General features: G+C 58.1%; 26 protein-coding genes. 5 read left to right on the top strand and 21 right to left on the bottom strand.

What is annotated here, in order from left to right; all coding sequences use genetic code 11:
• Positions 1-12 precede the first annotated feature (12 nt).
• Together C0058_RS13735 and C0058_RS13730 are read left to right on the top strand one after the other, a co-directional pair.
• Positions 13-702 carry a winged helix-turn-helix domain-containing protein gene (locus tag C0058_RS13735; RefSeq protein ID WP_102368820.1) on the top strand — a complete coding sequence of 230 codons (690 nt, stop codon included), beginning with the start codon at positions 13-15 and terminating at the stop codon, positions 700-702.
• A gap of 220 nt (positions 703-922) precedes the next feature.
• Positions 923-2,317: an undecaprenyl-phosphate glucose phosphotransferase gene (locus tag C0058_RS13730; protein ID WP_102368819.1), complete on the top strand. Its 1,395-nt coding sequence runs from the start codon at positions 923-925 to the stop codon at positions 2,315-2,317.
• Between the two features lie 263 nt (positions 2,318-2,580).
• Here C0058_RS13730 and C0058_RS13725 read toward each other — a convergent pair whose 3' ends face one another.
• The 17 genes from C0058_RS13725 to C0058_RS13645 form a co-directional block, all read right to left on the bottom strand.
• Entirely contained in the window at positions 2,581-4,671 is a 2,091-nt protein-coding gene (locus C0058_RS13725) for a YjbH domain-containing protein (protein WP_102368818.1), read from the bottom strand.
• Positions 4,668-5,435, bottom strand: a complete 768-nt coding sequence (locus C0058_RS13720) for a capsule biosynthesis GfcC family protein (RefSeq protein ID WP_087694225.1) — start codon at positions 5,433-5,435, stop codon at positions 4,668-4,670. The genes C0058_RS13725 and C0058_RS13720 overlap by 4 nt, the downstream gene beginning before the upstream one ends.
• Complete coding sequence (locus tag C0058_RS13715) at positions 5,432-6,091, bottom strand: YjbF family lipoprotein (protein WP_305883257.1); 660 nt, start codon at positions 6,089-6,091, stop codon at positions 5,432-5,434. The genes C0058_RS13720 and C0058_RS13715 overlap by 4 nt, the downstream gene beginning before the upstream one ends.
• A 14-nt stretch (positions 6,092-6,105) precedes the next feature.
• Positions 6,106-7,218 carry a polysaccharide export protein gene (locus tag C0058_RS13710; RefSeq protein WP_143495494.1) on the bottom strand — a complete coding sequence of 371 codons (1,113 nt, stop codon included), beginning with the start codon at positions 7,216-7,218 and terminating at the stop codon, positions 6,106-6,108.
• Positions 7,219-7,303: 85 nt separating this feature from the next.
• Positions 7,304-7,588, bottom strand: a complete 285-nt coding sequence (locus C0058_RS13705; protein WP_003211359.1) for a hypothetical protein — start codon at positions 7,586-7,588, stop codon at positions 7,304-7,306.
• Between the two features lie 179 nt (positions 7,589-7,767).
• Positions 7,768-9,111, bottom strand: coding sequence for a UDP-glucose/GDP-mannose dehydrogenase family protein (locus C0058_RS13700; RefSeq protein ID WP_003211357.1), 1,344 nt, complete (start codon positions 9,109-9,111; stop codon positions 7,768-7,770).
• Between the two features lie 12 nt (positions 9,112-9,123).
• Positions 9,124-10,551, bottom strand: a complete 1,428-nt coding sequence (locus C0058_RS13695) for a mannose-1-phosphate guanylyltransferase/mannose-6-phosphate isomerase (RefSeq protein WP_102368817.1) — start codon at positions 10,549-10,551, stop codon at positions 9,124-9,126.
• A gap of 54 nt (positions 10,552-10,605) precedes the next feature.
• Positions 10,606-11,082: a glycosyltransferase gene (locus C0058_RS13690; protein ID WP_102368816.1), complete on the bottom strand. Its 477-nt coding sequence runs from the start codon at positions 11,080-11,082 to the stop codon at positions 10,606-10,608.
• Positions 11,083-11,538 carry a hypothetical protein gene (locus tag C0058_RS13685; protein WP_023658755.1) on the bottom strand — a complete coding sequence of 152 codons (456 nt, stop codon included), beginning with the start codon at positions 11,536-11,538 and terminating at the stop codon, positions 11,083-11,085.
• A gap of 35 nt (positions 11,539-11,573) precedes the next feature.
• Positions 11,574-12,536 carry a hypothetical protein gene (locus tag C0058_RS13680; protein ID WP_087694223.1) on the bottom strand — a complete coding sequence of 321 codons (963 nt, stop codon included), beginning with the start codon at positions 12,534-12,536 and terminating at the stop codon, positions 11,574-11,576.
• A 54-nt stretch (positions 12,537-12,590) separates the two neighbouring features.
• On the bottom strand, positions 12,591-13,133 hold the full coding sequence (locus C0058_RS13675; RefSeq protein WP_102368815.1) for a DapH/DapD/GlmU-related protein: 543 nt from the start codon (positions 13,131-13,133) through the stop codon (positions 12,591-12,593).
• The gene (locus C0058_RS13670) at positions 13,134-13,979 is read right to left on the bottom strand and encodes a polysaccharide lyase (RefSeq protein ID WP_256579584.1); all 846 of its coding nucleotides are present in this window, start codon (positions 13,977-13,979) and stop codon (positions 13,134-13,136) included.
• A gap of 18 nt (positions 13,980-13,997) precedes the next feature.
• Positions 13,998-15,149, bottom strand: a complete 1,152-nt coding sequence (locus tag C0058_RS13665) for a polysaccharide pyruvyl transferase family protein (protein WP_102368814.1) — start codon at positions 15,147-15,149, stop codon at positions 13,998-14,000.
• The gene (locus C0058_RS13660) at positions 15,146-16,606 is read right to left on the bottom strand and encodes an oligosaccharide flippase family protein (RefSeq protein WP_102368813.1); all 1,461 of its coding nucleotides are present in this window, start codon (positions 16,604-16,606) and stop codon (positions 15,146-15,148) included. Before C0058_RS13660 ends, C0058_RS13665 begins: the two co-directional genes overlap by 4 nt.
• The gene (locus tag C0058_RS13655; RefSeq protein ID WP_023658751.1) at positions 16,603-17,874 is read right to left on the bottom strand and encodes a DUF6369 family protein; all 1,272 of its coding nucleotides are present in this window, start codon (positions 17,872-17,874) and stop codon (positions 16,603-16,605) included. The genes C0058_RS13660 and C0058_RS13655 overlap by 4 nt, the downstream gene beginning before the upstream one ends.
• A gap of 105 nt (positions 17,875-17,979) precedes the next feature.
• The gene (locus C0058_RS13650) at positions 17,980-20,208 is read right to left on the bottom strand and encodes a polysaccharide biosynthesis tyrosine autokinase (protein WP_102368812.1); all 2,229 of its coding nucleotides are present in this window, start codon (positions 20,206-20,208) and stop codon (positions 17,980-17,982) included.
• Between the two features lie 45 nt (positions 20,209-20,253).
• Positions 20,254-20,694, bottom strand: coding sequence for a low molecular weight protein-tyrosine-phosphatase (locus tag C0058_RS13645; protein ID WP_032899408.1), 441 nt, complete (start codon positions 20,692-20,694; stop codon positions 20,254-20,256).
• 232 nt (positions 20,695-20,926) lie between these two features.
• Between C0058_RS13645 and rfaH the strand changes: the two genes are divergently transcribed.
• The 3 genes from rfaH to C0058_RS13630 all read left to right on the top strand — a co-directional run bounded on the left by rfaH (position 20,927) and on the right by C0058_RS13630 (position 22,209).
• Complete coding sequence (gene rfaH, locus C0058_RS13640; RefSeq protein ID WP_102368811.1) at positions 20,927-21,436, top strand: transcription/translation regulatory transformer protein RfaH; 510 nt, start codon at positions 20,927-20,929, stop codon at positions 21,434-21,436.
• A 120-nt stretch (positions 21,437-21,556) separates the two neighbouring features.
• The gene (locus C0058_RS13635; RefSeq protein WP_023658750.1) at positions 21,557-21,865 is read left to right on the top strand and encodes a hypothetical protein; all 309 of its coding nucleotides are present in this window, start codon (positions 21,557-21,559) and stop codon (positions 21,863-21,865) included.
• Entirely contained in the window at positions 21,862-22,209 is a 348-nt protein-coding gene (locus C0058_RS13630; protein WP_102368810.1) for a hypothetical protein, read from the top strand. The genes C0058_RS13635 and C0058_RS13630 overlap by 4 nt, the downstream gene beginning before the upstream one ends.
• On the opposite strand, the gene C0058_RS13625 is transcribed toward C0058_RS13630, so the two are convergent.
• The 4 genes from C0058_RS13625 to C0058_RS13610 all read right to left on the bottom strand — a co-directional run bounded on the left by C0058_RS13625 (position 22,161) and on the right by C0058_RS13610 (position 25,468).
• On the bottom strand, positions 22,161-22,784 hold the full coding sequence (locus C0058_RS13625; protein WP_008435482.1) for a hypothetical protein: 624 nt from the start codon (positions 22,782-22,784) through the stop codon (positions 22,161-22,163). The genes C0058_RS13630 and C0058_RS13625 overlap by 49 nt on opposite strands.
• Positions 22,785-22,853: 69 nt before the next feature.
• Complete coding sequence (locus C0058_RS13620; RefSeq protein ID WP_102368809.1) at positions 22,854-23,843, bottom strand: ABC transporter substrate-binding protein; 990 nt, start codon at positions 23,841-23,843, stop codon at positions 22,854-22,856.
• The gene (locus tag C0058_RS13615) at positions 23,836-24,603 is read right to left on the bottom strand and encodes an ABC transporter ATP-binding protein (RefSeq protein ID WP_008435484.1); all 768 of its coding nucleotides are present in this window, start codon (positions 24,601-24,603) and stop codon (positions 23,836-23,838) included. The genes C0058_RS13620 and C0058_RS13615 overlap by 8 nt, the downstream gene beginning before the upstream one ends.
• Before the next feature lies 1 nt (position 24,604).
• Positions 24,605-25,468, bottom strand: a complete 864-nt coding sequence (locus C0058_RS13610) for an ABC transporter permease (RefSeq protein ID WP_003211316.1) — start codon at positions 25,466-25,468, stop codon at positions 24,605-24,607.
• Positions 25,469-25,687 lie beyond the last annotated feature (219 nt).

Genomic DNA, 25,687 nt, shown 5'->3' with positions numbered 1-25,687 from the left:
TCGGTGAATGCCATGAGTTCTCTCAAGAAACACACATTTACATCGACGTACCCGTCAATCGCACTGCACGATTTCACGCCAAATGTGGCATTTTTACATTACGACGTCGACAGCGGGCCGCTGATCGAAACCGTGGAAAAAACATCGGACGCTTCGACCAGTTCCTACGCCGTTACCAAAGAGCAGAATTTCAATCTGTGGCTCAGTAACTATGTCGCCGCCAAAAGACTTTACGAAGCCAGTAATCGACTGACCCGACAACTTTACGACGCGTCAGAAAAACCTAACATCACGGCTCTAAAATCAGACGTCACACACCCGACCCTGAATAACACCACCACGGAAACAGTTAACTCATCCTCTGCATTACGCGGCCCCGATGTCTGGCTACTTACCCAGCAAGATCGTGCGCTGGTGAAAGGTGGGCTACGCATTTCCTTGACCACTATTGAGTCGGCATTGATCAAGAAAATGTTGAACCATGAAGAACGTGTGGTCAGCAAGGAAGAACTTATCCGCAACATCGGACGTGAGCCCGACCTCTATCGCGGGCTTGAAATGTGCCTTAGCCGATTGCAGGACAAGTTCAAGCGCGTGAATGATGGCGAACGCCTGTTCCGCGCGGTGCGTAACCGTGGCTACTGCCTGACACAAAAAATAAAAAGCCCGCTGAGCAGTCGCGCAAACGTCACAGAACAATAATTATTTCATAAAAATTACAATTCACCCTGCCTATTAGAACGCCTTTCTATCTGCCATTTTATAACAACATGACCGCGTTATAAGTCGTCAGCCATTGCTCCCTGCCATTTATTACTATCAATACGCACGCCTACGCGTGCGCCTGCCATTTGATAGTCATTAAAACCACGCCTCGCTTTAACCTGCCAGCACGTGAGTGGATACCACAGGGAGCAGAAGTATGCTTAACAACAGAAGAATGCATCGTAACCTTACACCCAAAGGCCTGACCTTTTGGGGACAGTGGGCAATTGCCCTGAGTGTGGTCGTTGTACTTTTGTTTTCACTGGTACTTTTCAAGACCGGGCAATTGGAATCCCACTACCGGATATTGGCAGCCATTACAATACTGGCCTCTATACCGGCCTACATGTTATGTGACGTCTATAGCAAAAAAGATGACTTTTTTGTTGGGCTGGGACGATTATTCACCGGCTGGTTATTGACCCTGGGCATATTGTTCGCGGTCGGCATAGCCTGTAATGCCAGTTCGCTGTTTCCCTTCGAGATCCTGCTACTCTGGGCTGCTGTCAGCTATCCAATACTAGCCCTTTGCTACATTCCCATTCACAGTCTATCCAGGTACTACCACCGGCAACTACATGAGCGCCAGAAATCGCTGATTATTGGTACGGGAAAACTTGCAACCGACTTGGCCAATACTCTCGCCAGGCAAAAACGCTCCCCTCTGGTCGGTCTCGTAGGTCCCCGCACCACCTCCCCCCAGGCCGGCACCCAGCCTCAGATCCTCGGTGACTTGCCCGATCTTCCCGCGCTGATCCGCCAGCACGGTATCCGCCGCCTGTACATCACTCACTCTCTCCAGGAAGCGACCCACATCGAGGCGCTGTACCTCAACCTGCTGGAGATCAGCGTGGACGTGATCTGGGTGCCCGACCTCAACAACATGCTGCTGCTCAACCACAGCGTGGCCGAGGTGGATGGATTGCCCGCGATCTTCCTCAATGAAAGCCCGCTGACCAGCCGGCCGACCGCAGCACTGAGCAAGTCGCTGCTGGACAAGAGCCTGGCCCTGTTGGCGATCCTCCTGCTCAGCCCGTTGCTGCTGCTGTTCGCCCTGCTGATCAAACTTACCTCTCCCGGCCCGGTAATTTTCAAGCAGGATCGTCACGGCTGGAACGGCGAGGTGATCAAGGTCTGGAAGTTCCGCTCGATGCGCGTGCATGACGACCACGAAGTGCGCCAGGCGAGCCGCAACGACTCACGCATTACCCCCGTAGGGCGATTTATCCGCCGCACCTCCATCGACGAGCTGCCCCAGCTGTTCAACGTGCTGCAAGGGCATATGGCACTGGTCGGCCCACGCCCGCATGCCGTCGCCCACAATGACTACTACTCAGGCAAGATTCGCGCGTACATGGCGCGGCATCGCATCAAGCCCGGCATCACCGGCCTGGCGCAGGTCAATGGCTGCCGGGGTGAAACCGAGACCCTGGAGAAGATGCAGCAACGCGTCGATATCGACCTGCGCTATATCAACAACTGGTCGCTGTGGCTGGACATCAAGATCCTGTTCAAGACGCCGTTTACCCTGCTGTCCAAAGACATCTACTGACCCCGCCCTTCCCCGTGCCGCTGCATCGGCGGCGCGGGGCACCAGGCGCGCTTTGCGCCCTCCCCGCCACCACTCCCCGCAAGGCGCAACGATAGCGCCCACAGCGACGCCCGGGCCCGGGCCATTCGCATAGTCATCAAAGAGGAAAGTCAGGCAAGTGTTGCGCGCCGGCATTGCACCTGGCGCTGTAGCGTTCGGCGTGGCGACTGCCCGGCGCATTCAACGCCGGGCAGTCGACAACCTGGTCGGCAGATGCCGCACCGTCACTCAGTGATCTTCTCGAAGTTGTTGTAGAACAACTCGCTGTCACGCCCGTCGGTCATGGTCTGCAGCGAATAGCCGCGGTTCAGGCGTGCGCCGCCGTCACGGGTCAGTGGCGCCCATACGACGTTGGCCCGACGCATCGTCGAGGTGCTCATCAATTCGTCGAAGGGGACGGAAATATAGATACCCTTGTCGAAGCTGCCTTCGCCATATTCTTCCTTCGAGGCGGTGGTCAGCGTCACCCAGCCACCAAACTTCACGCCGTTCTTGAACTGGCGCGAGATGTCGACGGTGGTGCCCCAGTCCCGCGCCAGGTAACGCCCCACACTGACGGCGGCCAGGGTGTCATAGGGCAGCTCGGTATAGCTGGTGACATGGCCGGTGATGGTCTGGTAATCCCGCAGGCCGAAGCCCTGGTTGAAATCACGCTGGCGCACGAAGTTCAGGTCTGCGCCCACTGACCAGTGCTTGCCCGCCGGCCGGAACAACACCTCGCCGCCCACCCCGGCGTACATGGACTCCAGGTAGCCGCCGTAGACCATGCCATACAGGTCGCGGTCCAGGCGCTGCGCATGGTTGACCTGGAAGTTCGGCATCGTCACATCGGACGTGGTCATGTATTGGCGCAGGTCGGTGCGTACTCGCGGCAACCCGCTGGGTGCGTCGTAGGTGAACTTGTCGTAGTTGTTCAGCAGGTTGGCGCTGAGCAAGCCGCTCCACCAGGTATTGCGGGTAAAACGGTACTCCGCGTCGGCGTCGGCAGTGAACTGATAAAGCAAGCCGTCGGGGCCACCGATGTTCTGTTTGTAACCCAGGCCAAGGCCATAGTTGAACGGCTCGGATTTTCTGCTGTAGAGCGTGGTTTCCCGATGGGCAACCGCCGGGTTGACCTCGGTATTACGGTGCAGGTCCGTCAACGGCTGCTGGTTGTTCACCACTGCGCGGAAGGTGTCACGGGGCACGCTGGTTTCTTCGATGGGCATGTCATAGCGCTTGTTCACCAGGGTGAACCAGTCGATATCCTGATTGGCGCTGTTGTCGAGAACCCGGCTGGCGCGTCCCACGGCCTTGGCTGAATAGAAGTAGCGTTGCTGCTCGCCATACACCATCAATTCCGAGCCGCGCCGGGCAATGCGCTCCACCTTGTAGCCGGCATTCTGCTGCAGCCTGTCGGCGACGTTGGCCCAGTTGACCTGGTCGGCCGGGGTGGTGGGCATGCGCGCCGGCAACGGTTCGGCGGGCGGGTCATAGGTCTTGACCGGTGCCTTGCGGCTGACAAAGTTGGTGTGCAGGGTGATGCCGAACATCGCGGTATTCCCGCGTTCCCAGGCCGCACTCAGGTCGACGCTGTCAGCCAGCTTATAGACCACGCCAATGTTTACCGGCGAGTCCTGCTTGATCGGGTTGTCCAACGGCTCGTGCTTGTAGTCATTGCCCTCGTATTCGAGCTTCAGGCTCAGGGGTTCCCAGGGCGTTTGATAGGCGATCCCGCCGAACAACGAAGGGCGGCCCCTGAAATAGGCGTTGGAGTTCACATCCCCTGCCCTGGCGACGACCGCAGTGCTCTTGGGCCGGTCGTTGAACTTGCTGCCGAACACCGACAGCGGGTTGCCGAAGTCGCCTCGGTTTCCCAGGTAGCCCCAGGCGATGCCGAGGCTGAAATCCAGGTTGCCGTGGCGCTTGTTGGCGACAAAGTATTCGCTGGAAAACAGCCCGGTACCGCCGATGTCCCGGGCACCGAAAGCCACCTGCGGTGCCCACCGGCTTTCCTCCCAGAGCCGCGCCTTGAAGTCGATGGCCTTGTCCTTGAAGCTCTGGCTTCCGCTCAACGCCTCGGCGCCGTACCTGCGGTTGCTGATGGCGGTATAACGAAACGAACCCTCCAGCCAATCAAACGGTTGCAGGGAAAAACTGTAGCGCGAGTAGGGATCGGTGCGGTTGGCGTTGGCGCTCAACTCTCCCGCCGGGGCCATGCGTGCGGTGGGGGTCTGTAGCAGGCCCACGCCGCCGAAATCATTTTGGGTGTAACGGGGGTCACCGTGAGCCAACCCGCAAGGCAACAGCAGTACAGCCGCAAAACGTAAATTCAAGGGTTCACCTCAGCCAACGGTTGAGTGGCGAAAAACTCGGCCAGTTGTTGGTTGAGATCAGGGGTCGGCGTCTCAAGGTCGTCGCTGCGGATCGGCACCAGGATCCTGCTGCCGGGGGCCGCCACCACGCCGTCCTCGCGATTCCACGCCGCCACGCCCACGCGCCGTACCTGGCCGTCGGGCTGGATCAGCCACAGGTCATCGCGCTCGGCGTCATCGAGGACCGTGCAGTCGCCAACATAATCCCGCACCTCGCGCATGGCCCGGTACGGCACATCACAGGACTGCGCGACCGCCCCGAGCACCTGCACGGTGGACGGCCTCACGGGGTAGACCAGCCGGTCCCCGTCATCCAGCAATGCGTTGCGCGCGAACCCCGTCTCCACGGCGATCGGGTCCAGCACTTGCACCTGGCGGCCGGTGACCGGCAACTGTTCGACCTGTCGATACAGACGCGCACTCAAGTCCGCCCGGGAGCCACGGTCATCCAGCAAGGCCCCTCGTTGCAGCAGTTTCAGATCGAACAAAACCCCTGCCTTCAAGCGTTCCTGCGTGCTCACCAACGACTGGTGCAGCCACGCAGCGCCCAACCAGTAGCTTTCTGCATTGGGTTGGGCCACACGAATAACGTCCAGCAAACGCGCCCCCGGCTTGACCTCGAAGGCGTCAGGACTGCGCACATCGCCACTGACTGTAACGGCCGCCTGGCCAGTGCCGGGGCCGATCAGCAACAGGCCCAGCCATAAAAGCTTCGAACACTTCATCGGGCTGCCTCCCGGTCGGGACGCAACTGCACGATTTTCAGGGCCAACCGGGGCGTCAAATGCTGCTCGCTGCGCCAGATGAAACCATCCTGCGGGTCGACCCAATAATGGTTGGTGGCGCGGAAATTCAAGGTGGGAACGTCCACCTGCTCGTCGATGCGCAGCAAGGCGTAATCCTTGTCCAGAATGCGGAGGGTCTCGATACCGTGGCTGCTGAAACGGCTGTTGACCGCGATACCGATTCGGTTGCCGTCGTAGAGGTCGATCCAGCGTGTGCCGGTGTAGCCGTCGGGCAGATGCTGGAGGCCGCGCTTGAACGGCGATTCGCCACTGAAACGCGTGCCATCCAGGGAAACACCCAGCCCGACAGTGCGTACCACCAGGCCGTCACGCATCATCACCACTTGCTTGCCGGAAGCGACCCAGAACTGCAGGTCGCCCCGGCGCCGGGCCATGGCCATCACGCCCTCGCTGACGGCGGTGGTCACCAGGATCTGCGGGTATGGCACCGCGTCGACCTGGGCGCGGGTCACGTTGATCGGGGCCGGGCCCGTCACAGAAGTTTCGAGGGTGTACCACGACGCCCTCATCAACGGGTTACACCCGCACAACAAGAGCGCCATCGACAGGCAGGCGCTGGTAGGCAACATTTTCACCACGGGATAACGCCTTATCTGCTGTTGACTTCACTGAGGTCATTGGCCGATCGGGCACCAATCCCAATGGCACTGGCGGTCGGCAGCAACTGGCTGATCAGGCGGTTCCAGCGCGTCACGCCGGCAGGCCCGACGTACACGATGTCCTGGGGTTGCAAGTCGAACCGGGTGGCCAGCACCAGCGCGGACGGTGACTGGGCATCGAGCTGGAACACCTTGGCCGGTTCGGCTTCCAGGTTGTCCACGCCGCGAATCACATAGACCGCATTGCCATTGGAAGTGGTCTGGTTCAAGCCGCCTACGGTACCCAGGGCATCGGTCAGGTTGATCGACTTGCCCTTGAAGCTCAGGGCCCGGGGCTGATTGACTTCGCCCATCAGGTAGACACGTTTCTGGTCGTTATAGGGCAGGTACAACCGGTCGCCGCCCTTGAGGTAGATGCCCTGCAGTTGCGAGCCCTGGCGATTGAGGCTGTCCAGGTCAAGCGTGTACTCACGGCCGTCACGCGTGAGGGTCAGGCTCGAGAGGTCGGCATTCGTGGGATCGACACCGGCGGCGCCAATGGCCTCGACGGCGCTCAATGGCGTGGTGGTGATCGGCTGTTGCCCGGCCTTGATCACCGCCCCGGTCACCACCACTGTCTGGCTGGCAAACCGCAGGACGCTGACGTCGACCTGTGGGCTTTCAATAAATTGCGACAAGCGCCCGGCGATAAAGGCCCGCAGCTCTTCGATGGTCTTGCCGGCCACCGGGACGTTGCCGATATACGGATAAAACAACGTGCCATCGGGGCGAACCAGGCGCCCGTTGGCGTCGATCTGCTGTTGCGGCCCGGACGGTGCCGTCAACTCGGGATGGTCCCAAACCGTGATGAACAACAGGTCATTGGCACCGACGCGATAGCCACCGGGCACATAAGACAACAGTTCCGCCGGCACCGATTCACGAACATGCGTGGCGGCATCCATGGCAATCAATTTGGGGGTGATGGGAATCAACTCTACCCGAGTACTTTCGGAAGAACCCTCACTGGACATTTGACTGGTGTCCATATGTTGACCAGGCGAAAACATGCAGCCGTGCAAGCTGAAACTTGCCAGCAAAAGAACAGGTAACCTACGAATCATAATGGCACTACGCTAGTCGAGGGCGAGTCTAAAAAAGATCACCCAGAAGTTCCGGGTGATCTTGAACAACACACATTGCGGGTTATTAGTTGGTACCGGTGGTACCGCCTGTACCGGTGGTGCCGCCGGTGCCGGAAGTACCGCCATTGGAACTGCCGCCCGAGTTGGAAGCCGCCGCCGCAGCGCCGACTACCGCGGTACCGACCCCGACGGTTTCACCGAGCGTCACGCCGCCCACGAGCGGGGTGCTCAACGACAGGGGCTCGCTCGCGCCGGCCGCATCGCTCAAGGCCTCGCTCGCGACTTCACCTGCCGCCAATGCCGCAGTACTGCTAAAGGCCAGCACGCCGGCCAACAGTATTTTCCTCATATCAGACTCCTTCTCGATATTTACCCCTTATCAAATAATGCAATAAGGGCGTAGTGATGGAACGGAGATAAACAGGCTATGCAAACTGCGCAAAGATCCTGTTGGATCACGCACTTAACCTCCTCGAAATCATCTCACTTGTGGATAGCTCAAACCACCAATGTTAATAATCGTCAGGATTAAACAACGGGGCGTACCGATAACCCGCGACCAATACCGTAATACTCGAAACCATTGGCTTTCATACGCTGCGGATCAAATATATTGCGGCCGTCAAAGATCACCGGCGTGCTCAGTTTTTCTTTTATCAAGTCCAGGTCCGGGGCCTTGAACTCCCGCCATTCGGTCACGATCACCAGCGCATCGGCACCTTGCAACGCCGCTTCCTTGGTGCCCATCAGCAACAGGTCTTCGTTCATCCCGTAAATGCGCTGGGTCTCGGCCATCGCTTCGGGGTCGAATGCCTGGACCCGGGCACCCACGCTGCGCAGTTGTTCGATCAACACGCGGCTCGAGGCTTCGCGCATGTCATCCGTATTGGGCTTGAAGGCCAGGCCCCAGATGGCGAAGGTCTTGCCCTCCAGCTGGCCGCCGAAGTGGTGGTGAATATGCCCGAACAGGTGCTGCTTCTGGCGCTTGTTGACTTCCTCGACGGCAGACAACAGCGTTGCCTGATAGCCGATCGACGACGCGGTGCGCTCCAGCGCCTGCACATCTTTCGGGAAGCACGAGCCGCCATAACCGCAGCCTGGGTAGATAAAGTCGTAGCCGATCCGTGGATCGGAGCCAATGCCTTTACGAACCGCCTCAATGTCGGCGCCCAAGCGTTCGGCGAAATTGGCCATTTCATTCATGAAGGAAATCTTGGTGGCCAGCAGGCAGTTGGCCGCGTACTTGGTCAGCTCGGCACTCCTGATGTCCATCGTGATGATCTTTTCGTGGTTGCGGTTGAAGGGTTCATACAGCTCCCGCATGCGGTCCACGGCGTAACTGCTGTCGCTGCCGATGATGATCCGGTCGGGCCGGGTGCAGTCGGCGACCGCCGAACCTTCCTTGAGGAACTCGGGGTTCGAGATCACGTGGAACTCCACCTCGAGCCCCCGCGACGTCAACACCTCGGACACCTTCGCCCGGACCTTGTCCGCCGTCCCCACCGGCACCGTGGACTTGTTAACGATAATCTTCGGCTCGGTCATGTTGAGCGCAATAGTCGCGGCAACGGAGAGCACGTACTTGATGTCGGCGCTGCCATCGTCATCAGGCGGGGTGCCCACGGCGATGAACTGCACCTCTCCGTGCCGCACGCCTTGCGCGGCATCGGTGGTGAAGTGCAAGCGTCCGGCATCATGGTTCTTCTGGACGAGCGCACTCAGCCCGGGCTCAAAGATCGGAATAATGCCGGCCTTGAGGTTCTCGACTTTAGTCGCGTCCACGTCGACACAACACACCTCATGCCCCGCGTCGGCCAGCACCGCTGCCTGCACCAGGCCCACATAGCCGATTCCAAATACAGTTACATTCATTTCAATCTTCCTTTAAACAAGCTCGAGGCGGCCATAGCGGTCTTCAAAGCGGATGATGTCGTCCTCGCCCAGGTACGAGCCCGATTGGACTTCAATCAGCTCCAGCGGGATTCGCCCCGGGTTTTCGAGGGAGTGCACAACGCCAATGGGGATGTAGGTGGACTGGTTCTCGGTCAGCAGCACTTGCTTGTCGGCGATTTGCACATTCGCGGTGCCGGACACCACGATCCAGTGCTCGGCCCGGTGGTGGTGCAGTTGCACCGACAGCTTGTGCCCCGGCTTCACCGTGATCCGCTTCACCTGGTACCGATAGCCCTGGTCCACCGAGTCATATTTGCCCCACGGCCGATAGACTTCGCGGTGGCTGGTGCTCTCGATCCGGTGCTTTTCAGTCAGCTGCGCGACTATTTTCTTGACGTCTTGCGCGTGGTCCTTGGTGGTCACCAAAATCGCGTCGGCGGTCTCGACGACCACCACATCATTGATCCCTGCAACCGTGACCAGGCGGTGGCTGGCATGCACATAGCTGTTGGTGACGTCCTGCAGCAGCACGTCGCCCTGGGTGCAGTTCTGGTTCTGATCCTTGAAGCCCGCTTCCCACACTGAGTCCCAGGCACCCAGGTCGCTCCACGGCGAATCGAGGATGACCACCGACGCGATGTGGGTCTTTTCCATCACCGCGTAATCGATCGACACGTTGGGTGCGTTCACAAAATCCACCTGGCTGAGCCGGGTGAAATCCTGGTCATGGGCCGCGTTGGAGAGGGACAGTTCCGCGGCCACCATGATCTCCGGGCTCAGGCGCTCCAGCTCGGCCTTCATCACCGAGGCGCGGAACATGAACATGCCACTGTTCCAGAAGTAGTTGCCTTGTTCCAGGTAGCCTTGCGCGGTCGCCAGGTCGGGCTTTTCCACGAAGGCATCGACATGCGCGGCGCCGTCCACCGCAGCCGCTTGAGTACGGATATAGCCGTAGCCGGTCTCCGGCTTGGTGGGCACAACCCCGAAGGTGACGATCTTGCCTTTGTTGACTTCCACCTTGGCCAGTGTCAAGGCCGCATTAAACGCTTGGGTATCGCCGATCACATGGTCCGCCGCCAGCACCAGCAGGATCGGATCGTCCCCATCCACCAGCGCCGACAGGGTTGCCGCCGCAATCGCCGGGGCGGTGTTGCGGGCGGTCGGCTCAAGGAGGATTTTCTGCGGGATCACGTCCAGTGATCGACTTTGCTCGGCCACGATGAAACGGTGTTCTTCGTTGCACACAATGATCGGCGGGCTGACGGTCTCGCCCTCTATCGACAGGTTCTTGATGCGATCCAAGGTGGCTTGAAACAAACTCAAGTCACCGTGCAGCGCAATAAACTGCTTTGGTTTAAGCGCTCTTGAAAGCGGCCACAGGCGCGTGCCTGAACCGCCAGACAATATAACTGGGATCATAACGATTACTCGATGATTAAAGGCAATAAGAGCGGATTGACAAACAGCCGAAACTTAAGAAGTGAATGACTTCACATAACTGATCAAGCGGTCCCTTTCGGTAAAGTCCAGTGAACTTTCGACATTGCTGTAGTTAAGCGCCGAATCAATCGCCGAAAAGAACGCATCTTTATCATGGGCGATAAACACAGAGGGAAGGTCTGAAAAGTTTTCGGCGGTGTCGTACTGGTGATTATTGATGTGTTCACCGCGTCGACTGTCGCGCGGGACAATAACAATCGGTTTGCCCAGTTCAAGGGAGCGAATGATATTGCCCATGCCCGCATGGGAAACAATCACCTTTGACGCATTGAAGTTCTTGGAAAACAGCGGCTCGGCGATGGTCTTGTAAGCCGTAATGCGCCCCAGGTCATTTTCGTTATTGCCCACCTGGGCAACAATCGGGACCTGCGGGTTTGCATGACTCCACTCATGCAAGTAGCCGAGCATTCTTTCAAAGGGTGCTTGAGTGCCAACGCTGCAAAATATCATTTATACAATCCTCCCTTTATATTGGGCCCGGCTGTTTTGCGACAGCGTGGGCCACTGGGTCAGCAACTCATCGACAAAATACACAGCGATCCTGCCGGACAACGAGAGCTTCTTGGGATTGGCAATGCTGTCGATCCACAGGGTCTTTTTGCCCATCAGTTTTCCCGCGACCAGCCCCAGCAACCCCGGTGCCGCCCCGGTGGAGATCACGTACCTGGCCTTGCTGCGGTAAACGATCGCAAAGATCTGGCAAAAGCCCTTGATGATCTTCAACGGTTCACTGCGATTAAAGTCCGGGACTTGCGCGAAGGCATGGGTTGGATACTGCGAGCCAATGCTGATATCAACGGTGGCGATGGTAACTTTTTGACCGTCGAAGGCAGGCAGCAACTTGCTCATTTGTACCCAGTGCCCACCTCCAGAACAAATCAATAAAACATCACTTGATTGACTCATGACGGTTCCCTTCCTGTCAGGTGTAATAGACATCATTAAATAGTGGCGGCAGTTCTTAACAGTTGGGCCTGGCCTTTCCAGCGGGTTATTCGCTTGGCTTTGAGCAAGGCCGATTTCTCTTTATAGGTTTCTTGATTGGCGATGAGCTGCGCGACGCCGGCCTTGATGGACAGCGGGTCCAGGGTGTCGACAAACACCGCCGCCTCGGAAAACAACGAGCGCAGTACCGTGGTATTCGAAAGCGCCATCGGCCTGCCGGCGCTGACCGCTTCGTTGGCCACGCTCAGTTGGACGTTGTCGCGGGTGGTCAGGCCGAGCACCACATTCGCGTGGCACAGCAGCTGTTCAAAGGTCGCCTTGCTGAGGAAGCCGGTCAGCTTGATGTTCTCGGGGAGTGACGCCACGAGCTCCTCGGAGAGCTTGCCCTGATGCTTGCCGGTGATCAGGAAGTCGACACCGGGCATTTCGCGGGCGGCGTTGATCACGATCTCGATCGGTTCATCGATATCAAACGAGCACGGAAACAGTACATAGGGTGTCTCGCGCTCACTGGCGGGCGCCGCGTGAAAGTCACACGGCAAGTCTTCCAGGATAAAGATATTGGTGTCCTTGACGCCCAGGCCGGCCAACTCTTCTTTGACTTTAAAATTATGAACGACGACGGCATCGATTCTATTCAACAGCGCTACCGTGCCCGGAAAGCCTATCCATTGTTTGCGCAACAGGCTGTTGTGGGCATCGGCGATAATCTTCAGCCGCCGGTTGAATATAAACTTGTAGGCCAGTGCTATATGCAATACCGGGCTCGGCGGCAACTGCACCCACAGCACGTCAGGCGAACCGGCCAACAGGGTCTTCAGGGTTTTAAACGACTTGATCAAGTAATCCAGCGGCCGCGCGGATTTCTTCTTGAACTGGTTGGGCAGATGCAGAATGTCATACGCCCAGTATTGCTTCATGGTATCGGCGCGTCGTTGATAGCCAATCCATGCAATCATTAATGATTTCACGTCAGAGTCCTGCATAAATAAAGGTGGGGCCAGTGAGATTGCTTACACTGCAAACCAGATCGGAAAGTCGGCGTTGTATCGAATAGTGTTGTTTCTGAAGCGGATATGTTTGGCCGGATTGCCTCCCACGATCGAATACGCTGCAACGTTGCGCGTGACCACACTGCCCGGATAAACAACCGCGCCTGTTCCGATGGTGACGCCTGGCATCACCATCACATTGGGAAAGATCCAGGCATTGTCTTCAATCAACACCGGCTTCCCCACCAGGCAACTCATGGGGTCATCAATATCGTGGCCCAGCGTATAAATCCGGGTGTTATGGGAAATATTGACGTTGTCGCCGATGCGGATGCCCGCCCGGTTATCCAGGTAGCAGTCGTAATTGACCGTGCAGTTTTTCCCGACCGAGAAGTTGCCGAAGGAGAAAAACACCACGTTGCGGTGGATCGTAGTCCGGGCGCCCACCCGGCATCCGGTTGCCCGGAGCAACGCGCGTCGCAGATTGAAAAACAACGCCAGGCTTAGCAGCGTATTGAACAGCGCAACAGCGGCCTTCTTGATGTTCAGTTTCAGGTTCTTCATCTACTCGCCCTGCCCTGAAGTATCCGTTACGCGCTGTGAACTCATCACAAAATTCCTGAAGCGGATATTGGTACTCACCGGCGTGGCGAAAGACGGGTTATTGCCACCGAAGAACGTCGAAAACAGCAAGCCGTCGATGGTGATCTCCGGCGTGTCTCTAAACGTCAGCCCGGTTTCCGAGTGCACCAGCTGGTTGTCGTACCAAATGGAAATCACACCGTCGGCCTGCCCCGGCGTATTCAACTTCACCAGTTGCTCCAACCTGTGCCATTGCCCCACCGTAAAGATCCAGGAACCCAACCCGACTGCCGTGCCCCAGGTTTTACTGGTGGGCAAATACGCGTAAATGGCGCCGACGCCCTTTTCTTTCCAGATGTAGCGCGTGGAAAAGCCGTCATGGCCGTTCGGTATCTTGCCGCCCGTATTGCCGGTGCCACCGTAGAGGCCCGGGAGCTTGCCGCCTTTTACAAAGTCGAAATTCCTGTCGAACTTCAACTCATAGGTCAGTACCAGGCATTCCCTGCCCGGTTGCGGCAGTGGGGATTTGAATTCAATGCCGCCGTAGGGCAACCCAAGGCGCACCATCGAACCCGGGTCATAGGAGCCGGCCGGAAAATGCACGGCAATGTCCTTGATCTTTTGGCTGTAGGCCTTGTTCGTCAGATTGGCCCTGCCCTTTATGCTGCTTTGCGCCTGGGGCCCGTCGGCCATCTGCGAAATGTCCGGCAGTGACGGGTAGATGTTCTTGATGCCTGGCTCGCAACGGTCGTTCAACTCAGATGCGCCGCTGGCAGCCACCTGCAGGGCGAACGCCACAATGAGTAGCGTCGAGGCTGTCTTTTTCACGTCGGTTGCCCCTCCACTTTATTTTTCATCGACCCATTTCAAAAAGTCGTCGACCGCTTTTTGCGCAAGGGAAGAACGCTGGGCGATCTCCTGCTTGAGGTGCTCGGCCATTTGCGCCTTGGATTGCCTGAATTCGCTGATGGTGGCCTTGATCACCTCAGGGTCTGGGGTGCTGACCAGCCGGGTGCCCTGCGGCAGCATTTCATGGACTTTTTTCAGCTTGTTTTCGATTTCAACCGCGATGGTGGGAAAGCCCAGGGAAGCCGGCAGCAGTACACCGTGTGCACGGGCGCTGATGATCACGTCGGACTCGACGATCAGTTTCGCCATGAAGGTTTCGGGCGTATCGCCCGCCGCGTCCCAGCACAACCATTCGAACGTGTGGTACTTGTCGATCAGGTGCTGGTCACGTTCCTTGTACAGCGAGACCAGGCGTACCTGCTCGCCACGCTTGGCGAGCTCATCCGCGGCCTGGACCATCGCCTTGATGAACTGTTGCCCGTTCGCGTCATGGGGCCAGTCGCGCAGGATGAAGGACAGGTACTTGCCCTTCTTGAGGCTGCCGACCTCCAGGTCTTTGCTGGAGATCCACAGGTCGGAAAGCAGGCTGGGGTCGGTGTACACCTCGACGTCGGACTTTCCGAAAGCCTTGCAATGCTGCTGGCTGGTACCGTCCCGCACGGAAATGTAGTCACAGCGATTGATCACGCTGACGGCGCGGGTCAGCAGCTTGCCGCCGCCATCGAAGGGGCCCAGGCCAATACAGAACGCTGCCAGGCGCCGGTGGAAATAGATCCTGTCGACACCACCGAGCAACCCGACATACAAACGCAGAAGCGTGGACTTCAGGTCGGTCTGCGCCTTGATGCTCTTGCACAGCTTCGCCACGATGCCTTTGTTGGCAGCCGCCTTTTTGGCCGGTGGGATGAACGAGAAGAACTGGCCCCCACCGCCCAACACCACCAGGTCAGCCTTGACCGGCTCCTTGATGTGCAGCCACTTGATACGCGGGTTGAAGTTCCTGGCGATCTGCGGATGATCGACACCCACCGCTATATCCGATTCCTTAAAGCGTTTTTTCAGAATATTGATCACGCATAGCATTAATACGTCATCACCCAAATTACCAGGACCGTATGCCCCCCGGATATATACTTTGCTGACATTCATGCTGGGCTTCCATTTTCCACGGGGTCATTAAACACGGCATTCAAGGCAAACGTCGTTGCGAGAATGTAGATAAATATCAGCGCCATGATCATTAATCGATACAGCACACTTTCGACATAGGCGCTTGATATGAAACTGATGAAAGGCAATGTCCACAAGATCAGGATCCTGGGAGATACGAGCAACTCCAGAGGTAATATCTTCTTGTAGACGAAATACGGCAGTCCCAGCAGGAAGTGAATAAACTGCGAACCGATAAATGCCTTGGCAATCCCGATTGCACCTTCTTCCCGAAGCCACAGTGCTCCGGTAATGAATAACACTCCCCATAGAATGTTACTCATCACACTGAACCAGGCCAGGTTCATCACGATCATCTTTCTTGAAATACCGGACTTGAATGCACTGAGCAGCGAACCCAGGATTACCAGAACCAACGTCACTTCAAAATCCCGCCCCAGGAAACTGCTGCCATACAGTTTGGCCAGCAACTCGGGGAACATGATCACCGGCTGTATGATCACCAACACCACCAGCCAGCCCGACAGAAAGTTCAAGGCGTCCAACTTGCGGCTTTTACCGCCCAGCGCGGCGGCCAGCATCGGCACCAGCACAGAGCCCAACACCACGGAAACATGGGAAAAGATCGCGTTCCATTGCATCGCGGCGGCGTACATGCCCAATGCGGCAAGGCCGTTAGTTGTTTCCGCCAGCAACTTGTTGGCGAACCAGTTCATCGGGGCGACCATCAACCCCGTCAGCAATACCGGCAGGCCAACCGACAGCACTGCGTGCTTTTCAGTCATTGCACCTTTGAAACTCAGCGTGGTATTTCGGGCCTTCAAAGTCTTCCAGCAGGCCAGTGCGCTGAAGAACACGATCAGCAATTGAGAACCGGCCAAGCCCAGCAGCGCACCATTGAGTCGCAACTGCAGGGTCAGGAAGTACGTCGCCGGAATCGCGACAATCGCAATGATTCCGTTGATGGTCGCGATTGTCCGGTATTGGCCCCAACCGGTCAGGCAGCCCTGGGTCCATCCCGACAGGATAATCAACGTGATGGTGCTCAATACGATCAGCGATGCAGCGCTGAGGCTGTCTGCCCCCAGGATAACGCTGGAGAAAAAGTGCGGGAAAAACAGCGCTGTCCCGATGATCATCCCGCTGAACACAACCGAGAACAGCAGCGTCAGCGCGATGCCCCTGCCGGTCTTCTCGGGACAGGTCTCCTTGAACTGCCCGATATGCTTGGCCGTCGCCGTGGTGGTGGCTTGGGCGGCGACGTTGGCAAGCATCACAATCGCGCTCTGGATCAAGCCATACTCGCCAAACGATTGCGCACCCAATACCCGGGCAACCAGGATGCCGGTGATGACCACCGACACTTTGGTGGCCACGGCAGAAACGAAACTCCATGCCGTACTGGATACGAACTTTTTCAACAGTGTGCTGTTCATCCGGCATTCACCTGCAAGGGTGTGGTTATCAGCGGCTGGTCAGGCTTGAGGATCTTTTTGCGTTGCCTGGCGGTGTGTTCGGAACAGACCCGCAGCACAATCGCGCCATACGCGATACCGATGGCGTACGGCTGATAAGGCGTGGCCGAGACAACGAACATCACCCCCAGAAAGATGGCGATCGAAACCGCCACCCGGCTGTTCATGTGCTGGGTAATCGAGGTAATGAACACGTACAGCAAGTACACGCCGATCAGCCCGTACTTAACGAAGTAGGTTAGGTAGGCACTGTCGATATTCGAGTTCTTGTCATCGAGGCCACGGTACTCGAACCAGGGAATCTCGAACGGCGTGCCCGCGCCCAGTCCCACAAAGTAATGCAGCGGGTTCATGCCGCGGATCAACTCCAGCGCCGGGCTGAAGCGCGTGGCCAATTGGGCGGCCATGCCTTCGGACGACAAACCATCATTGATTCGATCAGCCCCGATCATATTGCTGATGCCAATGAACGCCATCAGCACCACCGCCCCGGCCAGGGCAACGCCTATCATGCGGGCCGGCCGGGTGTATTGGTGGATGATGATCGCCGCAAACACCGAGACAAAGATGAAGCGAGAGTTGGCAATGAACAAACAGATGAATGAAGTGGCCAGGCAAATGCTTGCGAGCTTTTTCCTGTGTTCGAACAGCCGTGGGTCTATGAAGTAATAAATCAGATAGGCCACGGCGGCGTACGTACCGCCGTCCAGGTAGCGGTAGGCGTTTTCTTCATAGTAGACGTCTTGAAACTTGTACAAGCCCAAGCGTAACCAGGCAATGTCCAGCACATTGAAGGCGGTCATCGCGATCAATAGCAGGAGCACTGTCTGCAACTTCAGCGTTTTTGCGGCAAGGGTCGCGATGTTCGAGAGCACGATAAATGACAGGATCATTATAAACGGCCGAACATCCTTCAACAGGTACTTGTTCGAGGACTCCAGCAGGCCGCAGGCGAGTAACACCACATACAGCCCGCACCCAAAAAGCAGGCCGCCCGGCACCGTCAATTGTTTCTTCTGTGTAGCCACCTGCCGGATCAGCAGTGCGCCCAGCCCGCCCACGATATAAAAGTCAAAGAAGTAGATACCCTTGAGCGAGATTATTTCGCTGTAGGAGTTACCCGTGGGAATAACAGCCAGCATTATCCCGAACACTACGATTGAGTATTTTGGATTTTTCGCCGCGAGCAAACCCGCTGACAGCGCGATAAGGGATAACAGGTAAAACATGGCTGGGTATTCTTTATGCTGATTTGAATTTGGCACGCTACCGCCCCAGGATTTTTCGTTCATTTCCTGAAAACGTGACCTCTATCCTGCAATTACAGTGGTGAATCAGCTCCGATCAGCCTGGTATTCGTACTGGTAATACCCGTAGTTGCCGTAGCCATATTTGGCCGACGCTTTCTTTTCAACGCCGTTGAAGATCGCGCCCCTGAGCACGATGCCGTTCTGGGCAAATCGGCGCATGGTGTGCTCGATCTCTTTTGCCGGGTTCAAGCCATAGCGGGTGACGATCAGGTTGGTCCCCGATTGCCGTCCCACGATGGCTGCGTCGGTCACGGCCAAGAGCGGTGGCGTATCCAGAATCACCAGGTCATACCGTTCGCTGACCTGCGCCAACAGCTCGGTCAGGTTGCGGTGCATCAGCAGCTCGGAAGGATTCGGCGGTATTTGCCCGCGGCTGATGATGTCGAGGTTTTCAACGCCGGTTTTGTGGATGGCGGATTCAAGGGTGCATTGATTGGAGAGGATGTCGGAAAGCCCATCCTTGGCCGGCACACCCAGCACTTTGTGCAGGTAGCCCCGTCGCATATCCACGTCAATCAACAACACGCGCTGCCCGGTTTGCGCGATGACCGCCGCCAGGTTCACCGAGACAAAGGTTTTACCCACCTCGGGGCTGGGGCCGGAAATCATGATCCGGTTATTCGGCGCCTCGAGCATCGCGAAGTGCAAACTGGTGCGCAAACTGCGCAAGGCCTCCACTGCCAGGTCCGTGGGGTGACTGATGGCCAGCAATGAAGAGCCGGCATCGGCACGCCCACGCCCGCGGCTGATTTTGTCTTCTTCGACCTTTTGCAGCGTGCTGTACGGAATCGACGCGTACACCGGCAAGCCCAGTTGCTCGATGGCCTCGGGGCTTTCCAGGCCACGGTTCAGCGCCTTGCGCAGCAGCACCAGCGTCACCGCCAGGAAGCCGCCCAGCAGCGTCGCGATCAGCACGATGAGGATCTTTTTCGGCTTGATCGGCTTGAAGAAATTGACGTCTGCGGTGTCGATCAGGCGCACGTTGCCCACGGTGCCCGCGCGCATCACATCGAGTTCCTGGGACTTGTTGAGCAACTGGGTGTAAATGGCCGTGCCGACCTCGACATCCCGGGTGAGGCTCAGCAGCTCCTGCTGGGTGGAAGGCAGGCTCTCGACCCGGCTCGCCAGGCTCTGCTGCTTGCTGGTCAGCTCGCCGATCTGAGTCAGCAATGCGCGATACGCGGGATGCTGGCGGGTGAACTTGCGGTCCATCTCGGCCTGTTGCAGCTTCAGCTCGGAGATGCTGGTATCGAGGCCCACGATCTGGTCGAGAATCGCCTTGGTTTCCAGGGTGATGTCCACCGACTTGCTGCGGGTCTGGTATTCATTCAAGGCCTTCCCGGCTTTTTCCAGGTCCTTCTTGACCTCCGGCAGTTGCTCCTTGAGAAACGCCAGGCTTTGCGCCGCCTCAGCCGAGGTGCGCTCCACGTTCTGCCGCACGTAGATCGCCGCGATCTGATTGAGGATTTTGATCGCCTGGTCCGGCTCGGTGCTTTCCAGCGCCAGGCCGATCATGCCCGACTCCTTCCCTCGCTCGACCACATCCAGGTTCTCCTGATAGTCGAGGATGCTGGTCAGTCGCGCATTGCGGATCACCCGGAAACGCGTGCCGGGCTTGGCGCGCAGTTCTTCAATCTGGAATGCCACGCCATTTTGCTCGAACGGCTGCCCGGCCTCGCCGACCGCCAGCACCTGGTCATCTTCATCCACCAGGGTGTAGTGCGCGTTTTCACCCACGGTCAGGGTCAGCTTCTTGCCCAATTGCCCGTCGGGCAGGTCCAGCTTGAAGATCTTCAGCGACTCGCCGCCCCAGGCGAAGCTGTCCAGGCCCAGCAGCGGCTCGGCGATTGCACCGGGGTTGGCCTTCTGGAAGCGGCGCGCCAGGAACTCACCCACTACCGGGAAGTACATCGGCTGTACGACGATATCGAGTTTCAGGTTGTCGACGGTTTTGCCAATCACGTAGCGGGACTGGATCAGCTCGATCTCGGTGGCCGACGGCGACTCCTTGCCCAGCATCCCGCCGATGTCCGAGAAGCCCAGCAAGTCGTTCTTTTTCGCTTCGACCTGCAGCAGGGCATTCGCCTGGTAGACCGGGGTTGCCAGCACCGCATAGGCGGCGCCAGTGACCATAAAGGCACCGGTCACCGCAGCGATCAGCCATTTATGGTCGATCAGTGTTCCAAACAGACCGAGGAGATCAATCTCCCCGTTATCGTCTTCCTGTACGGTGACTGCTGGCGTTTGCTGCATAAGTCGGATTCTTAGCCTTTATTTCGATTCAAAAAGTAGTGGCGATCAGCGTGCAAGACGCTGCGCCCATGCGTTTACAGCCTCTTCGATCAACGCATAAGCGTGCACAAACGCGGCCTTGCCTTGACGGTACGGGTCGCTGATCTCTCGCTCGTTTTGCCATTTGCCCAGCAGCAAGACCTTGCCTCGTGCCTCGGGCGCCATGCTGAGTACGGCATTGATGTGCTGTCGTTCCATGACCAGGATCAGGTCGGCTTCACTGATCGCCTGTGGCGCCAACTGGGTGGCCTGGTGCTTGTCGGCCGGATGACCGTGGGCTTCGAGTACCGCACGCGCGGTGGTTTCAATCGGCTTGCCGACCAACGCGGCAATACCTGCAGAACTGATCTTGATATCGGAGCACGGGAGTGCGCCACGCAAAAGACTTTCCGCGGTGGGACTACGGCAAATATTGCCAATACAGACAATCAACACTCTTTTAAACAAGGCACTATCCCCGGGCCATCCATTACTCCATGAAGCAACCTCTTCAACTTCATTACTTCACGGCAGTATTTATTAACACGTAACCCTTACTTCCCCCAAAATTATCTCCGGACGAAAAATAACAACCACCGCCTTCAACCCGACAATTTATAACATTCATTACTTCGCCACCCCCATCGGCTTTAAATTACAGCCTTGTCACGTATCGCCTTATATAGGAAGAGGAACTCCCATGAGCGCAAGTGCCAACAAAGCCTGGTACCTGGTCCAGTGCAAATCCCGGCAGGACGAGCGCGCCGAGGAGCACCTCCAGCGCCAGGGCTATACCTGCTTCCGGTCTACCTATAAACGCGAACGGCTGTTGAAGGGCCAGCGCAGGACCACCCGTGAATCGTTGTTTCCCGGTTATCTGTTTATTCAAATGAGCCAGCAGGACAGCTGGAGCTCACTGCGCTCGACCCGCGGTGTGTCGCGGGTGGTGGCATTCGGCGCGCACCCGTTGCCCATCAGCGACACGCTGGTGGACGAACTCCAGGAGCGCGACCACCAGGCCGTGGTGAGCGCCCTGTTGCAGCCCGGCGAAAGCGTGCGCATCAATGAAGGGCCGTTTGCCGAACTTGAAGCGGTCTTCCTGGCCATGGACGGTGAGGAACGTGTGGTGTTGCTGATGAACTTCCTGCAACGGGAACAACGCATCAACTTGCCATTGGCAGAAATCAGCCGAGTGCAAAGAAGTGACTGATAGCGGCGCTGAACAGACAAGAAATAACATTCAACTTAATAACAGACTAAAAATAACATCCGCTTACTTTTTCACCTCTTGAGAATAAAGTAATACGTGAATTAACAGCGAGGGACGGCCATGAAAAGTTCAAAGCTATTGGTAGAGCGTATCGGCCTGTTTCCTTCTTCGGGAAACATTCACGTCAAGGTTAATAGTTCAACCACCGTTGTAGAACGCATGCAGGTGTTATACGCCGGCCATTCCCTGGACAGTGACGAATCCTGTACCGGGCTCTCAATGGTGTTCGCCGACTGGCGCTTCAAGTTGCAGGTGAGCAATCCCCTGTCCATCTGCCTGTGCGTGGAGAGCCGCGGCGACAGCCACCTGATGCAAATGAAGACGGCCGAACTATTGGCGAATATTTCCTGCACCGAGGAGCGGCCATGAGCATTTATGAGGATCTGAAACGGGCCTACGCCTTGAAAAGGCTGACGAACACGTTTGAAGGTTTCGTGGGCCTGGCACCGCACGAACAACTGCCGGCGGAGCAATATGCGCGCAACACCCGGATCATGTCCCACTGGCTGGATCAGTTGCGCGGCAACTCACCGCAGGACATAACCGACACGCTGTTCAAGCAGATGAAGCGTTCGCAGCGCCGTGGCGATGCCCGACGCTTCAATTGCCAGACGGTCCTGCTGGAGCTGCTGGTGGAAAGTAACCTGGCCCTGGACCTGGCCACTTACTCGGCGTTCAACTGCATGGAAGAGGTCCGCCAGGAAGGCTCCTGATGGGCCTGGTCGGCACCTGATACGGCCACTGCCACATGGTTGAGCAGCTTCTCGGCGTTGTACTTGGGTGCCATCGCACTTAACAACAGGATCACCATTCCCCCCCCGATCAACGATGGGGAAACCCGCACTTCAACCACCTCAAGGCGCCATAGAAACGCCAGTGCCGCCATGCCGCCCAAAAAGCCACCGGCCAGTGCTTCGTTGAGTGGGTGAATATAGGGTGCCACGCAATAGGCACTGAACCAGCCGGCGATCAACATCCCGGCGATAGCTGCGGGCCAGCGCCACTCGGGGTTGACCCGGCGCGCCACCAGGCTCATCGCCACGGGCACCATCAACGACGTATTCATGGCGTGACCGCTGAGCACCGCAATATCCAGCTGCTGGAGCGCCACGCCCCAGCCCTTGAACAGCAACTTGCTGAACGCCACGATGGAATAGGTGCAGGCGATGGTCATCAGCCACCACTTGACCGCCTGGGGCCGGGAATACCAGAGCCAGACGGCGATCACCACTGCGGCCGGAATCATGACGGTGATACCGCCATATTGCGCCAGTTCTTCCCGTATCAAGTGCTGTTCCCTACCCGCAAGTTTTTCCCGGCCCCATGAGACCTCAGGTCCGGGCAAAACACAACGACTTCAGGGCGCGCCAGCCAGCGATTGCGGCGAAAACACCTCGGTATCCGTCAGTTTCCGTACCTCTACCCGGTGCGGGAAAATCTTCTTTTCCACAAACAAATCATCCACCTGCTGCAACGCCTGCACATCCCGCTCCTCTACCGGCAGCAGCGACTCATCACCCCATGTGCGCAGCAACTGTGAAACCTTGAGCGGGATATCGTTGACCGTGGCAAACACCCGTGCGTATTCCTCGGGGTTCTGCTGCGCCCATTCAAAAGCCTTGGCGAACCGCTGCAAAACGTCACGCAACGCCTGGCGCTTGAGCGGGTCGGTGAGCACTTCATCGGACGCGGTAATAAACGTCAGGCCGGTATTGATGCCCTCCCCGCTGATCAGCACCCGCGCGCCCTGCTGTTCGGCGAACGCCTGGTACACCCCGAAGGTCGCCCAGGCTTCGATCTTGCCGGCGTTGAACGCAGGTAATGCATCGGTGGGCAGCACGAAGCCGACGTTGACGTCCTTTTCATCCACGCCGGCATTCGCCAGGGCGCGGATCAGCAGGTACTGGGAAATGCTCCCACGGGCCGACGACACCACCACATTGCGTCCTTTCAGATCGGCCACGCTGTGGATCGGTGAATCGGGCGGCACCAGGATCGCAATGCTGCGCGCCTGACTGCGGCGCACCGCAACGATACGCAGCGGCGTGCCTCCGGTGGCAGCCGCCAGCACCGGCGTATCCCCGGCCGGGCCGAGGTCCACGGCGCCGGCGCGCAAGGCTTCGAACAGCGGCGCGGCGCCCTGGAAGTTGGCCCACTGGACCTTGTAGTCGATGCCATCCAGGGCGTGGGCGGCCTCCACCACCGTACGCAAGCCCTTGGCCTGGTCACCGAGGATCAGGGTCACACCCGACAGATCCGATGCAGACTTCGGCGCTTCAGCGGCTTTGTCGCAGCCGCCCATCAGCAGTGCAGCCGCCAACAGGCAAAGGGTTCTGAATTCAACCATGGGCAAACCGCCTGACGCTGGCGTTCGCAGGCTGGGCGGCCGGGGCGTCCACTTCAACCCCCAACAGGCTCAGCAAGCGCGCGCGAATCGCCTGGAAACCGTCCTGGCCGGTATCCCGTGCACGGGGCAGGTCGATGCGCAGTTGCTCGGCAATCTTGCCCTCCGCCAGCACGATCACGCGGTCGGCCAGCAGGATCGCTTCGTCGACGTCGTGGGTCACCAGCAACACGGCCGGCGTGTGTTTGCGCCAGAGCTCGATGATCAGGCGATGCATCTTGATGCGGGTCAGCGCATCCAGCGCGGCGAACGGTTCGTCGAGCAACAGCAGCTTGGGCTCGCGCACCAGGCCGCGGGCCAATGCCACGCGCTGGGCCTCGCCGCCGGAGAGGGTCGCCGGGTACGCCTCCAGCCGATGGGCCAGCCCGACTTCCGTCAACGCCTGCACCGCACGGGCCTTGGCGTCGGGAACCCGCAGGCCGAGAATCACGTTTTTCCAGGCGCGCTTCCACGGCATCAGGCGCGGCTCCTGGAACACCGCCGCCCGGGCCTTGGGCACGCGCAACTGGCCGCTGTCGATGCTGTCCAGGCCCGCGAGGCTGCGCAGCAAAGTGGTCTTGCCGGACCCGCTGGCGCCCAGCAACGCAACGAACTCCCCCGGGGCGATATCCAGGTCCAGGCCGTCGATGACCCGCTGCTGGCCGAACTGGCGCACCACATTGCGCAACTGCACCGGTGCTGTTGAAGCTTCGAGAATCGACATGTCAGTTCCTCACAAACGATGGGCGCCAGGCCAGGGCAAAACGTTCCAGGGTGCGGATCAAGCCGTCGATCAGCAGGCCCAGCACGCTATAGATCAACAGGCAGATCACGATCACGTCGGTGCGCATGAAGTCCCGCGCATCACTGGCCAGGTAGCCGATACCGGCGGTGGTGTTGATTTGCTCGACAAACACCAGGGCCAGCCAGGAGATGCCCAGGGAATAGCGCAGGCCGACAAAAAACGAAGGCAACGAGCCCGGCAGGATCACGTGCCAGATCAGCTCGCGACGGTTGAGGCCGAGGGTGTTGGCGGCCTCGATCAGTTTGGGGTCGATGTTGCGGATGCCGGCGAACAGGTTGAGGTACACCGGAAAGGTGGTACCGGTAACGATCAGTGCGATCTTGGTGAACTCGCCGATGCCGAACCAGAGGATGAACAACGGCACCAGTGCCAGGGAAGGAATGGTGCGCAGCATCTGCATCGGTGAGTCGAGGATTACCTCGCCGCGCTTCGACAGGCCGGTGATCAACGCGGCCACCACCCCGATACTCACGCCGATGCTCAAGCCCAGCAGCGCCCGTTGCAGGGACACCAGCAGGTGCTTGCCCAGCTCTCCGGAGACGATCATTGCCCACAGGGTGCCGCCAATCTGAGACGGAGCGGCGATGATCCGTGCCGGGATCAAGCCCAGCTCGGAGGCCAGTTCCCACAGCAACAGCAACACAATCGGGCTGACCAGCCGCAGCAACACATCGGGGGTGCGCCAGTTGCGCAGCCAGCGCGGAATCAAGCGGGATGCAACGCCGGCTTGACCCTCGGCCTTGTCGACGGAAAACGAACTGGCGTTAAGGGACTTTTCAGTCATCGGGCTTCCTTCCTCATCAAGAACACGGCCAGGAGCGCCGCTGCGGTTTCATGCTATTCGCATAAAAAACCTCAGTGAAATTCTATTTGGGAATAACCTAATACGATTAAAATGCGCATTACTGATAACAATCTAAAACTATGATTCTGTATTTTTATAATTAGGATAGAACCAATCGGCATTTTACAGGCTCGGGTACGGCCTCTATTTTCGATAGCA

The organism is Pseudomonas sp. NC02 (assembly GCF_002874965.1).
In the GTDB taxonomy this organism is placed as follows: Bacteria; Pseudomonadota; Gammaproteobacteria; order Pseudomonadales; family Pseudomonadaceae; genus Aquipseudomonas.
The sequence above is the reverse complement of the archived record's forward strand: the minus strand, read 5'-3'. Positions and strand labels throughout refer to the sequence as shown.